Annotated in this window: 10 protein-coding genes and 1 pseudogene; 7 read left to right on the top strand and 4 right to left on the bottom strand. The window is 72.2% G+C overall.

What is annotated here, in order from left to right; all coding sequences use genetic code 11:
* A partial coding sequence (locus ACI794_RS18470) for a molybdopterin-dependent oxidoreductase (protein ID WP_456617082.1) occupies positions 1-1,168 on the top strand: 1,168 nt, incomplete at its 5' end.
* Between the two features lie 663 nt (positions 1,169-1,831).
* On the opposite strand, the gene ACI794_RS18465 is transcribed toward ACI794_RS18470, so the two are convergent.
* Complete coding sequence (locus tag ACI794_RS18465; protein WP_456601736.1) at positions 1,832-2,551, bottom strand: SGNH/GDSL hydrolase family protein; 720 nt, start codon at positions 2,549-2,551, stop codon at positions 1,832-1,834.
* 473 nt (positions 2,552-3,024) lie between these two features.
* Between ACI794_RS18465 and ACI794_RS18460 the strand changes: the two are divergent.
* Together ACI794_RS18460 and ACI794_RS18455 are read left to right on the top strand one after the other, a co-directional pair.
* Positions 3,025-3,640: pseudogene (locus tag ACI794_RS18460) on the top strand (SDR family NAD(P)-dependent oxidoreductase); the annotation flags it as partial.
* Between the two features lie 438 nt (positions 3,641-4,078).
* Entirely contained in the window at positions 4,079-4,438 is a 360-nt protein-coding gene (locus ACI794_RS18455; RefSeq protein WP_456601737.1) for a carboxymuconolactone decarboxylase family protein, read from the top strand.
* Between the two features lie 718 nt (positions 4,439-5,156).
* Here ACI794_RS18455 and ACI794_RS18450 read toward each other — a convergent pair.
* Positions 5,157-5,789 carry a TetR/AcrR family transcriptional regulator gene (locus ACI794_RS18450; RefSeq protein WP_456601738.1) on the bottom strand — a complete coding sequence of 211 codons (633 nt, stop codon included), beginning with the start codon at positions 5,787-5,789 and terminating at the stop codon, positions 5,157-5,159.
* Between the two features lie 167 nt (positions 5,790-5,956).
* Here ACI794_RS18450 and ACI794_RS18445 point away from each other — a divergent pair, with 167 nt between their 5' ends.
* Both ACI794_RS18445 and ACI794_RS18440 read left to right on the top strand, forming a co-directional pair.
* Complete coding sequence (locus tag ACI794_RS18445) at positions 5,957-6,925, top strand: NAD-dependent epimerase/dehydratase family protein (RefSeq protein WP_456617081.1); 969 nt, start codon at positions 5,957-5,959, stop codon at positions 6,923-6,925.
* Positions 6,922-7,830, top strand: a complete 909-nt coding sequence (locus tag ACI794_RS18440; protein WP_456617080.1) for a CPBP family intramembrane glutamic endopeptidase — start codon at positions 6,922-6,924, stop codon at positions 7,828-7,830. Before ACI794_RS18445 ends, ACI794_RS18440 begins: the two co-directional genes overlap by 4 nt.
* A 41-nt stretch (positions 7,831-7,871) precedes the next feature.
* Here ACI794_RS18440 and ACI794_RS18435 read toward each other — a convergent pair whose 3' ends face one another.
* Complete coding sequence (locus tag ACI794_RS18435) at positions 7,872-8,366, bottom strand: PIN domain-containing protein (protein WP_456601741.1); 495 nt, start codon at positions 8,364-8,366, stop codon at positions 7,872-7,874.
* Between the two features lie 390 nt (positions 8,367-8,756).
* Here ACI794_RS18435 and ACI794_RS18430 point away from each other — a divergent pair, with 390 nt between their 5' ends.
* Together ACI794_RS18430 and ACI794_RS18425 are read left to right on the top strand one after the other, a co-directional pair.
* Positions 8,757-10,715: an alpha-amylase family protein gene (locus ACI794_RS18430; protein ID WP_456617079.1), complete on the top strand. Its 1,959-nt coding sequence runs from the start codon at positions 8,757-8,759 to the stop codon at positions 10,713-10,715.
* Positions 10,716-10,849: 134 nt separating this feature from the next.
* Positions 10,850-11,821: an NAD(P)H-dependent flavin oxidoreductase gene (locus ACI794_RS18425; RefSeq protein WP_456617078.1), complete on the top strand. Its 972-nt coding sequence runs from the start codon at positions 10,850-10,852 to the stop codon at positions 11,819-11,821.
* 329 nt (positions 11,822-12,150) lie between these two features.
* Here the strand turns inward: ACI794_RS18425 and ACI794_RS18420 are convergent, their stop codons facing one another.
* Positions 12,151-13,431 (bottom strand): M1 family aminopeptidase, encoded by a 1,281-nt coding sequence (locus ACI794_RS18420; protein ID WP_456617077.1) that lies wholly within the window; start codon positions 13,429-13,431, stop codon positions 12,151-12,153.
* Positions 13,432-13,467 lie beyond the last annotated feature (36 nt).

Here is a 13,467-nt window from a genome sequence, read left to right as displayed (position 1 = left end):
GGCTGCCGCGGCAGCCGCCACCGGAGCGGTGGTGGCCACCGACGGGCGGGCCCGCCGCCGCGCCGCTGCCGTGCTGCGCGACCAGGTGCGGCTACCCGCGCCCGCCCGGCCGCTGCCGCCGGTCCCCGCTGCCGACACCGCAGCACACCGTGGCGTCGCCCCTCTGCTGGCCGAACCCGGAGACCTGGTCGTCATCGACGTGACGGTGCCCGAGCCGCGCACCGACGTCGGCGCCTGGCGGCTCGACGTGGACGGAGAGGCGGAGCGACCGCTGTCGCTCACTCTTCCCGAGGTGCTGGCCCTGCCGCTGGAGGAGCGCGACCTGCTGATGGTCTGCGTGCACAACCCGGTCGGCGGCACCCGGATGGGCTGCGCCCGCTGGACCGGCATCAGCCTGGCCGACCTGCTCGAACGGGCCGGCGTGATTGACGACGACGGATGGCTCGTCGCGGAGGCCGTCGACGGCTACACCAACGTGCTGCCGCTGGACGTGGCCCGCCGGCACGGCTTCCTCGCGGTCGGCATGGCCGGACAGCCGCTGCCCCGCGAGCACGGCAGCCCCGCCCGGCTGCTCGTCTCCGGCCGGCACGGCCAGGACGGCAGCATCAAGTGGCTCCGACGCCTCACCGTCAGCGCCACCCCGCCGCTCTCCTACTGGGGCTCCCGCGGCTGGGCCGACGGCACCTACCCGGTCCACCCCGCGTCCCGCATCGACGCACCCGGCTCACACGGGCGCGTCGCGCCCGGCCAGGTCACCCTTCGCGGCTACGCCTGGGCACCCCCCGTCGGCGTGGACCGCGTACAGGTGCAGGTCGACGGCGGCCCGTGGACCGACGCCGCCCTCGGCGTCGACCTCGGTCCGGACGCCTGGCGGCCCTGGACGGCCACCTGGGCCGCAACCCCGGGCCGACACCAGCTGAGGGTCCGCTGCCGCACGACCAGCGGTGGATGGCAGGAGGAGGGCATCGCCACGCCGTTTCCGAACGGCGTGCGCGGCATCCACACGGTGACCGTGCAGGTCGGCGGCCACGCCGCCGGAGCCGCGCTGCGCCGGCTCACCGCCGAGTGCATCACCCGTGCGACCTGGGCGACGCGCAGCGTCGCCGCATGGCGTCAGCGCGGATCCAGCGGGTCGACCGTCGGCCAGGCCGCAGGCGCGACCGACTGATCCCGGTCAGCACCGCCACGCCACACGGCTCTCGGCTACGCCCCTGGTCCTCCGCAGGGGGACCTCGCTCCACCATGGGGGAAGGCATCGCCATGAGCGCCGCTCGACGACATCCCCGGGAGTCAGCATCGAGCCAGTCACCACCGTAGAGTTCGTCGCTGCACGGCGACATCGGCCTCCCGCTGCCCGCGTTCACCCGTGCCGATCTAGCGTGCGGCGAAGATGGATCAGAGATTCCGTCCGCCAACGGGCGCTACCGCTTCATTGATGCACGTACTGGTCAGGGGACGATCCGGTGCAAGGGGAATCCGCCGGGCCGGACAAGGCCCTCCGGGATGACGATCCCGGTGTCGTCCGACCGGCGCGCTACGTTCCGACCATGCCCACGAAGCCGCGCACACCGCGCTCCTCCCCCACCCCGGAGGCAGCAGGTGGGACGGCTCCCACTTGCCGGTGTCCAACTCCCCCCTCGGACACCGAGTTGAACCCCCACGGTATTCGTGCCCGTGGGGTTCTCCTTTTTCCCATGGCTGCACGGCGGCCAGCGTTGCGAGGCGGGGCTCTGCTGGGGTCCCCCGCGGGGACCGCGGATTCGGAACCCTTCCACGGCGGCGCAACGCACGAGCCACCGCCCCTCCCACCGTTACCGGTGGATGGTCCGTGTCACACGTCCAACGCCGTCCAGAATGCCGCCCGGACGCCGCCGGCTCCCCAGGCGTTCGGCTCGATGAGGCGGCTGAACCACAGGTCCCGCTCCCCCGGTCGCGCCTCGGTCCGCGCAGGATCACCGGCCCGAAGCCCGTGACCATGGAAGATCCCCCCGATGTCGGCCACCGCAGCACCGTGCCGCCCGGCGACGCCGCGCAGCGCCTGGTTGAGCTGGTCGATCACCGCGACCGCATCCGGCCACGGCGGCAGCCCCAGCCTGACGGCGTCCCCCGTGCCGTCGCTCGGGTCGTAGACGGTCCCGACGGCGATCCGACCGCCGGGCGCCACGAGACTGGTGAGTTGGGACAGCGCTCCGTCGACGGCCGCCTCCACGCGCGCGATGACCTGCTGAGCGCCGGCGCTGTCCCCGTACACCGACAGCAGGTCGTTGCCCCCGATCGTGAGGGTGACCACCGTGGGTCGGTCCGGCAACGCCCCGAGGCGAGGGAGCTGCACGTGCAGCAGGGTCCGGGTGGTCGCGCCATCCGTGGCCAACAGCAGGAAGCCGGTCTCGGGGTCGACCGTGAGGAGGTCGCGGCCGCGCCAGTCGGGGAAGTCGTCGTCGCGGTTGCGGAAGAGGAGGCTGGCCCCTCCCCGACCGGGGCCGCCCGCGTAGTCGTCGATGGAGATCGAGTCGCCGAGGGCGACGTAGAACGGGCGCGAAGCATCGGACATGGGGCCATCCTGCTCGTGATCTCCGGGCGCCACCGCCTGCCGGGCGGCTGTCGTGCGGCGCCGGAGTCCCGGCTCCCACGTGATCCCTCGGGCCGCGGACCGACCGCAGTCACCCGCCGGAGGCAATGGCGCTCGCCGGACTCACCGTTGCGGGGCTTGTCCGGAGCACCGCGGCCCCTCAGGCGTCATTTCCGGTAGCTCCGCGAGTACGGGCACGGGCTCCGCCCCGGACGCTGCCGAGGGTCTTCGGCGGCGTGACGGGCCGAAGTCCAGCCTCGCTCACGCGCTGACCAACCGTCATGGACTCCCGATGCGGTGCGCTTCTCCCGGGAGCCGACGTGCCGCGTCGTCTGTCCACTGTCGGCCGTGCCAGATCCGCGCGACTTGCCCATCGGAAGCGGGCCAGCGGTTAGGGGTGGGTCATGCCGCAGCCAGTGTTGAAGCCGATACGGGACCAGGTTGTCGTCGTGATGGGCGCATCGAGCGGGATCGGTCGCGCCACCGCCGCCCGGTTCGCCGCGAACGGGGCGAAGGTCGTCGTTGCCGCCCGAGGAGAGGCCGGCTTGCGGTCGCTCGTCGAACAGGTCCGGGCCCACGGCGGAGACGCTGTGGCCCAGATGGCCGATGTGACCGACCCCGCCCAGATGCGACGTGGCCCAGCGCGCGGTGACCGAGTACGGCGGACTTGACACCTGGGTGCACGCCGCCGGGGTCCTGCTGGTCGCCCCGTTCGACGAGACGACACCGGAGGAGTTCCAGCGCGTCATCGACGTGAACCTCATGGGCCAGGTTCACGGCGCCATGGCCGCTCTCCCGCACCTGAAGGGGAAGAGCGGAGCCCTCATCCACATCTCCTCGATCGGGGCCAAGCGGGGCGCGCCGCTGCAGACCGCCTACAGCCCGTCCAAGCACGGCATCGACGGATTCGCCGAAACGCTGCGGATGGAGGTGCAGCGGGCGGACCTGCCGATCAGCGTCGGCCGCAGGGGCGCGGGTAGCGCGGCGGATCCCCCTGGCCGGGGAGGTCGAGCGTCAACACCTCGTACCGGCGGGCCAGCGTCGGCAGCACCGTGCCGAACTCGCCGATGAGACTGGCGAGGCCCGGAAGGAGCACCAGGGTCGATCCGGTCCCGTCCCGATGCGCGTTGACCCTCGGAAGCTGCATCGTCCGGTCCGCCCGGCGCATTGAACCCGATTCGCCACAGGTGGCCGCGGCCACGTTGGGCGGGGCCGGATGTGCGTCTGCCGCTCCCCGGTTGTGCTTACCTGCTCTCGACGTCCTCGTTCGGTCGTCGACGCCTCCCGGTCAGCAGCCGCTGCGCTGCCTCGGGTGGAGGCGCTGGTGCCCAGGGTGGCGAAGACGCCCTCGGCGAGGCCGTCGTCAAGCAGTCGTCGAGGCCGCCCGCGCCACCGACATGGCGAAGGGCCCCCGAGTGGCACGTTGCGCAGCAGAGTCGGCCTGGACGCCGGTGGACCGAGCGTCCGGGCCACCGCGCACTGCGGTACGGCAACTGCCACCATCACGTCATGGGTCACGGCCACGCCGTCCAGGACGAACTCCGCGAACCGGCCCGCGCGCTGCGTCGCGCGATCCCCGGGGTCTATGACGGATACCGCCAGCTGCATGCCGCCGCATACGCCGCCGGCGCACTGGATGAGAAGACGAAGGAACTGATCGCGCTCGCCATCGCGGTCAGCAAGGAGTGCGACGGGTGCATCGCGTCGCACGCTCGTGGGGCCGTCCGCACCGGCGCCTCCGAGTCTGAGGTTGCCGAAGCCCTAGGCGTCGCCATCGCGATGAACGGCGGACCTGGCACCGTGTACGGCCCGCGCGCATTTGCGGCCTTCCGAGAGTTCGCGGAAGAAGCAGACCACGAGCAGGGGTGACCCGAGGTCATCTCGTCAGGGCGGGAAGCGTGTGCGTATGTAGCGTCTCGCCCCTCGGACACCGAGTTGAACCCCACGGTCGTCGGACCGGTGGGGTTCTCCTGCTTTCGACGTCGGCACGTCCCCTCGATGCCTGGAGGAACCACATCGACCTGCAGGCCCGCACCTCTCCGAGCCGCCCAGGCAACCGAGTCGTGAGGCATCTCCGCGAGTCAACGGAGCCTGGAGCAGTCCCCGCGGTCCGAACTTCGGGCCTCCCGACCCTCCACGGCTCCTTGGCAGGGGCGGTGGCCATTGTCGTGGAGCGCCCACGGCCGGTCACCTCACGCCGCTGCTCCTGAGGGTTGCCGGTGAACCCGCGCGCACGGAGGTGGTGAAGGACGTCTTTCCTCGGGGGTTCAGACCCGAGCGGCCCGTCTGCCCGACATGGCCGGCCAGACCGTCGTAGCCGCACGCGCATGCAGCGGGTCGCCCTCGGACGCGAATCGCCGGCTCACGCCAGTGCGAAGGCGACCTCGGACGAACCGACGACGAGATCCTGGAGGGCGTCCACGAACACCACCCGGACATCTGCATGTCCCTCCGTCACCTACCGGCCGAGTCAGGCCAACCACCGCCGTCCGGGCGAACAGCGGGCGCGGCCGCCACTACTCGGCGATCGTCCGCCTCGTCCACCCCGTCGTCGTCCGAGAAGTGCTGAGCCGGGCCGACCCCACACTCACGGCGAGGGCGGCGGCGGTGTGACGTAGGGCAGCAGAATGGCGTCCACGACGTGTTCGATCAGGTGGGGGGTGACCGGGTCGCCCGTCACGAGGAAGCGGTGCCAGAGCACGGCTTGACCGAGTTCGCGCGCGATGTCGAACTGGACGTCGGAGCGCACCTCCCCGCGCGCGATTCCTCGCTGGAGCGTCTCGGCCATGGCCTTCTTCCGCCAACCGATCACTCCCTCGCGAAACGCCTCGGCGAGCTCGGGATCATGTGGCATGGCGCCGACGATGGCCGGGCCGATGACCCCCACGGGGCTTGCGAAGAAGTCGGCCCAGCCGTGCAGGATGGCCAACATGTCACCGCGGTAGCTGCCGGTGTCCGTGTGCGGGATGGCCGACATCGCCAGCGGGACGAGGGTGTCGCGCAGCAGGGCTGCCCGGCCGTCCCAGCGCCGGTAGAGAACCGACTTGCTGGTTCCCGCCCTGGCGGCGACCGACTCCATGGTGACGCCGCCGACACCCTGATCGATGACGATGTCGAGCACGGAGGCCTTGATCGCCGCCTCGAGGACCTCTCCCCGACGCCGCCTGACAGCGGGCGGTGTCGCCTCGCCCGCGGCCCTGCCGAGCGGTGCGCTCACCATGGCATCCAGCGTACAAGAAACGGTTGCGTTCCCTCGCGCACAGGGCCACTCTGCCGCCCATACGACACGGGAACGTATCTACGGAGGGGTCATGGCTCACATGTGTCGCACTGGCCGGACCGGTGCTTCGAGCCCGGAAGGGCGGCCGTTCCCCGCAGGAGGCGGGAATGGCTGACGCCGACAAGGTGCACGTGGTGGTCGGCGCCAGCGGCGGTACCGGTCGCGCCCTGGTGCGCGAGCTCGTGGGACGCGGCCGCCGCGTGCGTGCGGTGAACCGCAGTGGCCGGATGGCGCTGCCCCCGGGCGTGGAAGTGATGGCTGCAGATGCCACGGACGCCCGCCGCATGCAGGAGGTCTGCCGAGGCGCCGGTGTGGTCTACAACGCGGTAAACCCGCCCTTCGTGCAGTGGCGAGACGCCTTCCCGGCCGCCGTCGACGGCGTGCTCGCCGGCGCTGAGGCGGCCGACGCCCGGATGGTGTTCGTCGACGACACCTGGATGTACGGCCGCGTCACGGAGCCCATGACAGAGGACATGCCCTACCGGCCGGTGAGCTGCAAGGGCGTGCTCCGCGCGTGGCTCGCCGAGCGGGTCCTGGCGGCGCACACCAGCGGCCGGGTGCGGACCGTCATCGGGCGGGCTCCGGAGCTCTACGGCCCCGCCGTGGAGTCCGTGCTCGGTCGCAACCTGTTCGGGCCGGCTCTGGGCAAGGGACCGGTCCTCTGGGTCGGCGACATGGATCAGCCGCTCGGTCCCATGTTCATCGACGACTTCGCGCACGGGCTGGCCGACCTAGGCGAGCAGGAGGTGGCTCTCGGCAAGTCCTGGCACCTCCCGACCCCGTCACCGACCACGGCACGAGGGTTCCTCGACCTGTTGTCCGCTCAGGCGCAGCGACCACTCCACGTGCTGCGGCTGGGGGCGGCCACCGCCCGCGTCCTCGGGCTCGCTTGGCCCGTTCTCAGGGAGGGCGCCGAGATGCTCTACCAGTTCCGGCAGCCGCACAGCGTCGACGCCACCGCCTACCGCACGGCCGTCGGACCCGGCCAGGTCACCTCCTACGCCGATGGCATCGATGCAACCCTGCAGTGGTACGCGTACACCTCGAGCCGACCCCTGGCAGCGGTCGGACGATGACGACCATCCGGGCCCCGGGCAACACCCCGCCGTCCCGGAACCGGGCATGCAGGCTGCCCGAACTGGTTCGGCGCCACCCGGTCACGGCCTTGCTCCTGTGGTTCTTCACGGTCGGTCAAGCCGTCGCCTTCATCCCGGTGGTCTCTCACCTGAACGGCGTCGACGTCGCAATCACGCCGTTCGTCCTCGCCAGCAACCTCGTCGGCCTGCTGCTGCCGACCTTGCTCATCACGCACGTCACCGGTGGCGCGGTCGGCCTCCGGATGCTGTGGCGGCGCATCACCGCGGTGCGGGTCGGTCCCGGCTGGTACGCCTACGCACTCGTCGTGGTCCCGCTGACGACAGTGGGGGTCGCGGCAGCGCTCTTCGGTCTCCCCCGAGGCACCTCCCTCCCGGCGTTGGGCGCGGCGGTGGTGGTCGGCCTGCTCATTCCCACCGTCCTCGGCCTCGTGACAAGCAATCTCGGCGAGGAAGTCGCCTGGATGGGCTTCGTGCAGGCGCGCCTGCAGGACCGGCGCGGCCCGCTTGTCGCTGCCCTCCTCACCGCTCCGCTCTTTGCACTCCAGCACCTTCCCCTGGTCGTGAGCAACGCCGGCTCCGGCGCTCCCCTGCTCCTGCTCCTGCTGGTCCTGCTTGCAGTCCCGTTCCGTGCTCTCATCGGCTGGAGCTACAACCGGACCCAGAGCCTTCTCCTGGTCGGACTCGTCCACGCCAGCGGAAATGCCGTCGCCGGCGGCACCATGCTCGGGGACGGCCTGCTGCAGCGGCTCTATCCGGAGGTGAGTACCGGACCACTGCACATTTTCGCCTTCGCAGTTCTCGGCCTGCTCGTCCTGGGTGCGACCCGAGCGCGGCTGGGCCTCCCGCGCGGGCATGCACGCGGAAGAGGGCCCCGGATGTCTTGAGCGGCGGGGCGTCGACTGGTCATTCGTCAGCGTCACCAACGTCATGCCGGCGATGATCTTCCCCATCCCCAAGTCCCCTCGGACACCAGCTGATGCACACCGATCGACAGCCCTTGCACGGCTCCCCGTGGCAGGACCCATCGGTGCTCGAACTCGAGTACTTCGGCAGCCACCTCGAAGTCGGCGTCGTGGTGCACGACCGTCACCCCGTGCTCAGCCGCGAGTACCGCCGTCAACAGGTCGATGATGCCAACCGCGCGATGGCGCCCCGTGCCGGCGAGGAGGCGCTGCGCATCGAACGCCCGTTGCCAGTGGCCATCGTCGGTGGGGAGGTACTCGTACGCCGCACGGCGGTCGGCCCGCACCTGCTCGCACTCCGCCGGGCTGCGGGTGCTGTAGAGCGCCTCGGCATCCAGGCCGGCGCAGCTAGCCACCAGACCCCCGGTGATGAGGGGCTCCAATCGGTCCGCGACGGCAGTCAGCCGCATCCTGGCCGCCGCGCTGGTGTCGATGAGGAACCGGGCGATCACCGCCACGCGTCAGCCCGCTGGCGCGGATCCGCCATCGCCTCGAGTCCACCCTCCTGAAGCCAGGCCACCTGCCGGGCGCGTGCGGCTGCTTTCGCCGCTTGCCGCAGAGCGGCGCGGACCGTGTCCGACACCCCGCTGGTGTTCAGCTCGCGTTGAGCCTGCGCCAGCATGACGGGCGGCACCGGCCGGCTGGCCTGGGCCCCGGGGCCTGACGGCCGTCCCCTCGTGGGCGTGACTGCCCCCGAGCGCCCTGCGTCGGCGACGGAGGCCATGAGGGCTCAACGCCCTCGACACGGCGGGACGTCGGTGACCAGTCGCATGATGTCCCCGGACGGAGCGGCCATCGCAGCACGCCGATGGGCCCCAGGACCACGACGAGCGGTGGGGGTGACGGGCGTGCCCCTCGGGACAGCCACGCAGCAGTCGACGACCGATATCCGCGCGGTGCTCGGCGAGGACGCGGTGGCAGCGCTCGGCGAGGCCGATGCCGATGCCTTCCTCACCCGGGCCGAGCTGTGGCTACCCGACATCGCGACCGCGTTGTCGGAGCTCTACGGCGAGCGGGCACCCGACGTGCTGCAGAGGGCGCTGCGCCTCGCACTGGCGGCCGCGGGCGAGCGGCCGGAGCGGCTCCGCCGGCTCGACCGGCGCCGGGAGATCGACCCGCGCTGGTTCCAATCACCGGGCATGCAGGGCTACGTCTGCTACGTCGATCGCTTCTGCGGAACCCTCGACCGGCTGCCCGACCGGCTCGACCACCTCGCCGGCCTCGGCACCACCTACCTGCACCTCATGCCGCTGCTGCGTGCGCGCGAGGGCGAGAACGACGGCGGCTACGCCGTCGCCGACTACCGCGCCGTCGACCCGCGTCTGGGGACCATGGCCGATCTCGAGGCCGTGGCCACCGCGCTGCACGACCGTGGGATGAGCCTGTGCATCGACGTGGTCCTCAACCACACCGCACGGGAGCACGCGTGGGCACAGGGGTGGCTGGCCGGCGACCCCCGGTACGCCGGCTTCTACACGGCGTTCCCCGACCGGACGATGCCCGACGCCTTCGACGCCACCATCCCCGAGGTGTTCCCCGACCGGGCGCCGGGCTCCTTCAGCTGGGTGCCCGAGGCGCTGGGCGGCGCGGGTGCGTGGGTGTGGACCACGTTCTGGCCCTACCAGTGGGACCTCGACTACTCCAACCCCGAGGTCACCCTCGCGATGCTCGGCGAGATCACCTGGCTGGCCAACCGCGGCGTCGACGTCTTCCGGATGGACGCCGTCCCCTTTCTCTGGAAGCGGCTCGGCACGGCCTCGCAGAACCAGCCCGAGGCCCACCTGCTGCTGCAGGTGCTGCACGCGCTCACCCGGCTGGCCGCCCCGGGCGTCGTCTTCAAGGCCGAGGCGATCGTCGCCCCCGACGACCTCGTCCGGTACCTCGGCGCGCACGAGCGCGAGCGCCCCGAGTGCGAGTTGGCGTACCACAACCAGCTCATGGTGCTGCTCTGGAGCAGCCTGGCGACCGGCGACGTCCGGCTGGCCCGCCAGTCGCTCGCCCGGATGCGCCCCGTCCCGGCGTCGACGACCTGGTGCACGTACGTCCGTGGCCACGACGACATCGGGTGGGCGGTGACCGACGAGGACGCCGCCGCTGTCGGCCTCGACGGCGCCGCGCACCGTCGCTTCCTCAGCGACTTCTACGCCGGCCGCTTTCCCGGCTCGTTCGCCCGCGGCGCGCTCTTCCAGGAGAACGAGGCCACCGGTGACGCACGGATCTCGGGGACCACGGCGTCGTTGTGCGGTATCGAGGACGCTCTCGCGCGGCGTGACGACGCGGCACTCGAGTCCGGGATCCGGCGCCTGGTCCTGCTGTACTCGGTCGTCTACGGCTTCGGCGGCATCCCGCTGCTGTTCTCCGGCGACGAGCTCGCGCAGCTCAACGACCACGGCTATCTCGCCGACCCCGAGCTCGCACCCGACAACCGGTGGATGCACCGCCCCACTCTGGACTGGCAGGCCGCCGCCCGGGCCGCCGACGCCGGCTCGGTCGAGGGCCGCGTGTCCGCCGCGCTGCGCCGGCTCGGGGACGTCCGCCGCTCGCTGCCGGCGCTGTCCGGCGACGTCGGCGCCGAAGTGCTCGACATCGGCAACGACTCGGTGCTGGTCTGGCGCCGCCGGCACCCCCGCCACGGCACCTTCCTCGGACTGGCCAATGTCAGCCCCGCCCCCCAGCCCGTCGACGCCGACACGGTCACCGGGCTGGGCACCTTCCGCCAGGTGCACGGCGGCGACGGTGTCCTGCCGGTCGAGCAGGGCCGCCTCGTCGTCCCGGGTCTGGGCTTCGCCTGGTTCGCCGAGGGCTGAGGACAGGACGACCCGAGACCTCAGCCGCTCCCGGATGCCGATCCGGCAGGCGCCGCCCGGGACGGACCTGCTTGACCCACGCGCGCCCCAGCGCGACCGTTCCTGCAGGCCACTGTCCGCGAGGGGGTGCCGTCATGCAGACGCGGTTCACGGCCTTGGTCGGCTGCTCGGTCCCGGTCCAGCAGGCGCCCATGGGGGCGGTCTCGTCGCCGGACCTGGCGGTCGCGGTCGCGGACGCCGGAGGTCTGGGCAGCGTTTGTGCACTGGGTGTGCCGGCCGAGACCTTCGTCCGCCGGCTGGACGGCATGCGACGGCGGACGAGCGGCGTGCTGTCGGCCAACATCCTCCTCGAGGACACCGACGAGGAGGTCATCGCCGCAACCGCGGAGCGCGTGCGTGTGGTCGACTTCTTCTGGTTCGACCCCTCGCCGCGGCTGGTGGAGCTCGCGCACCGGGCGGGCGCCCTGGTCGGCTGGCAGGTCGGGTCGGTGGAGGAGGCGCGCGCCGCAGCGGATGCCGGATGCGACGTCGTCACCGCACAGGGCCACGAGGCGGGCGGCCACGTGCGTGGTGACCGGCCGTTGCTGCCCCTGGTGCAGGAGATCCTCGACGCGGTACCGGTCCCGGTGCTCGCTGCGGGTGGCATCGCCGACGCCCCCACCCTCGCGGCGGTGATGGCCGCCGGAGCGGACGGAGCACGCATCGGGACGCGGTTCGTCGCCACGACGGAAGCGGCTGCCCACCCGGTCTACAAGCAGGCACTCGTCGACGCCACCGGCGACTGCACCGTCATCAGCAGCACGTTCAGCCGGGACTGCCCCCTCTGCGCCACCCGCCCACGTCACCGCGTCCTGCGCGTTGCCGTCGAACGCGCCCGGAACCTGGACGGCGACGTCGTCGGGACGGTGACGACAGGTGGCCGGCAGGTGGCCCTGCCGCGCGGTGCCGGCCTGCCACCCCTTGCCGCCGTCGACGGAGACGTGGCCGGCATGGCGATGTACGCGGGCGCGGGCGTGGGGGCGGTCACCGCCATCCGGCCGGCCGCCGACGTGCTCCGCGACCTGACGGCCGCTCTCGGTCCCGGCAACGTGCCCGCACGTCGCTGAACGCACACCCCGCGCCGGGACGACCGCACGAGGTCCTGGCGACCCTGGCGGACACGGGGCATCAGCGTGCTGCGCCCCGGTGTTCCCTCCCGCCCACGGGGTGGCGGCTCCTCGATCGCCCCTCCGACAGCGAGTTGAACCCCGCGGCCTTTCCGTCGGCAGGCTTCACCTGCCTCTGGCTCCGACCGGTTGGCAGGATGGCTCGAGGCCAGTGTGGCCGGGAACTGCGGCCCGAAGTCTCAGGTCCGCATGATCCGGTGGTCCGCCGTCGATGAGCATCGGCCTGGCGCCGAGTGAGCGTGTCGGCACCCTGAACGGTCCGAGCTCGGTCACCCACCGTCCGACGCGAGATCCTGGCGATCCAGCGCGCCGGCCTCGAGGAGCACGTCCAGCGCCGGTTCCAATCCGGCCAAGGCCTGTGCCACGTCCTCGGGGTGGGCGATCGTCCACGCCTGGGTGTCGACGTAGCAGCGCAGCGCCTCGTCGAACGCCTCCTCGCCGGCCGCCTTCCGGGCAGCCTCCAGCGCCGCGGCACCCTTGCTGTAGACGAGGTCCTCGTACTCGTCCTGATCGTCGAAGTCGCCCATGGACCCACCCACGTCCCCGCGGGTCCGCAGCTCCTCCTCGTGCGTGTGCGGGTCGGGCCCCAGGGACTCCGAGAAGCTGGCGAACGCCTCGTCGAGCCACGGGTCGCGGAACTGCGAATTCCCCACCATCCCGTAGAACCACATGTGCGCGACCTCGTGCAGGATCAGGTCGTAGTCGTCGCCACCGAGCACGATCGACGACGCGTACTCCTCTCCGCCGCCGTCGTCGCCGTCTCCGGTGGTCACCAGCGGCACGGTGAGGGTGTCGTAGGGGAAGGGGCCGAAGCGCTCCTCCATCCGTCGGATGGCGTCGACGGTGTCGTCGGCGAGCTCCTCCGCCGACGTTTCCGCGCCCGGCAGCACGCCGACGGTGACTTTCGTGCTCCCCGTCTCCACGGTGGCGGTGTCGAAGTCCCCCGCCGCCACGCTGACGTCGCGGGCGACGGGTTCCCGCGACTCCCACATCCGGCGCCCGGCCTCCGCGCTGCGCGGCTCCTCCTGGTCGCCGCTCATCAGGACGACCAGGTCCTCCGGCGCGGAGACCCGGATGGTGGTGTCCGCCACCGCGGTGGTCGTCGTCTCGGCGCTGATCTCGACGAAGGGGTCCCGCGCCCAGCCGACGGCCGGCTCCCAGGCCAGCGACGGGTAGCCGCCCGCCCACCAGGTCACGTCGTCGCCGACGCCGAGCCGGTCGAAGCCGGCGGGGGTGCGGCCGGCGGTGAGGCGCAGGGTGAAGTCCAGCTCCACCGTCACGGCTTCTCCCCCGGCCACGGCGGTGTCCAGGTCCACCCGGTACAGACCGCCCGGGGTCCCGGGCGCCGCGTCGGCGTCCAGGTACTCGCCGCCGGTGACCGTGTCCCCGCGGACGTCGTCCACGCTGAGCCGGTGGCCCTCCGACTGGGGGGCGTTCGGGATGAGCCGGAACCACATCTCCTCGACCGGCAGGTCGGGGGTGAAGGTCACCGTCTCGGTGCCGGTCACCGTGCGCAGGTCGTCGTCCAGCCGGAACTCCAGGTCGATCACCGGCCGGTCCGGCGCCGGAGCGGCCCGCTCGGCCGT

Source organism: Blastococcus sp. SYSU DS0541 (assembly GCF_054050875.1).
This window is presented reverse-complemented; position numbering and strand designations above follow the sequence as displayed.